We start from the raw sequence: 1153 nt of genomic DNA on the forward strand, positions 1-1153 counted from the left end.
GGCGGTCAGGTCGCACAGGAAGAGGCGGTTCTCCACCTGCTGCGGGGTGTCCGCCTTCAGGACCGGGCACTGGTCGTAGAACGTCGTGTAGAGCGACGCCAGCTGGTAGAGGTACGCGGCCAGCTTGTGCGGTGCGTACTCCGCCGCGGCCTCGGCGACCGTGTCGCCGAACGCGTCCAGGTGCAGGCCCAGCGCCCGCTCCGCCGGGGCGAGTTCGAGCTCAAGGTGGGCGGTCGGCTCGGTCGCGCCGGCCTTGCGCAGGATCGACTGGATCCGGGCGTAGGCGTACTGGAGGTAGACGGAGGTGTCGCCGTTGAGCGAGACCATCTGGTCCAGGTCGAACTTGTAGTCCCGGCTCGGCGACGTCGACAGGTCGGCGTACTTCACCGCGCCGATGCCGACCTGCGCGGCCCGCTCCTGGATCTCGTCCTCGGTGAGGTCCTGCGCCTTCTCCCGCACCACCTCGGCGGCGCGCTGCACCGCCTCGTCGAGGAGGTCCTCCAGGCGCACCGTCTCGCCCGCACGCGTCTTGAACGGCTTGCCGTCCGCGCCGAGCACCGTGCCGTAGCCCATGTTGTGGGCCTTGACCTCGTCGTTGAGCCAGCCGGCCCGGCGGGCCGTCTCGAAGACCATCCGGAAGTGCAGCGACTGGCGGACGTCGACGACGTAGAGCAGCGTCGTCGCCCGCAGGTCGAAGACGCGGTTGCGGATCGCGGACAGGTCGGACGCCGCGTAGCCGAAGCCGCCGTCCGCCTTCTGTACGATCAGCGGAACGGGCTTGTCGTCCTTGCCCTTGATGTCGTCGAAGAAGACCACCAGCGCGCCCTCGGAGCGGACGGCGACGCCCGACTCCTCCAGCATCCGGGCCGTCTCGGCCATCAAGTCGTTGTACGCGGACTCGCCGACGATCTCCTCGTCGCGGATCTCCATGTCCAGCTTCTCGAAGACCGAGTAGAAGTAGATCTTCGACTCGTCCACGAACCGCTGCCACAGGTCCAGCGTCTGCCGGTCGCCGGACTGCAGGGCGACGACCCGCTTGCGGGCCCGCTCCTTGAACTCCTCGTCGGAGTCGAAGACCGCGCGCGACGCCTTGTAGACCCGGTTGAGATTGCTCATCGCCTGCTCGCCGTCGGTGTCGGCGGCCGGGGCCAGC

General features: G+C 68.8%; 1 protein-coding gene. It reads right to left on the reverse strand.

Going from position 1 to position 1153, the window contains the following annotated elements; translation table 11 throughout:
- A partial coding sequence (argS, locus tag AB0I03_RS26925; protein WP_360417442.1) for an arginine--tRNA ligase occupies nucleotides 1-1153 on the reverse strand: 1153 nt, incomplete at both ends.

The sequence above is a fragment of the Glycomyces sp. NPDC021274 genome (assembly GCF_040641195.1).
Classification (GTDB): domain Bacteria; phylum Actinomycetota; class Actinomycetes; order Mycobacteriales; family Micromonosporaceae; genus Glycomyces.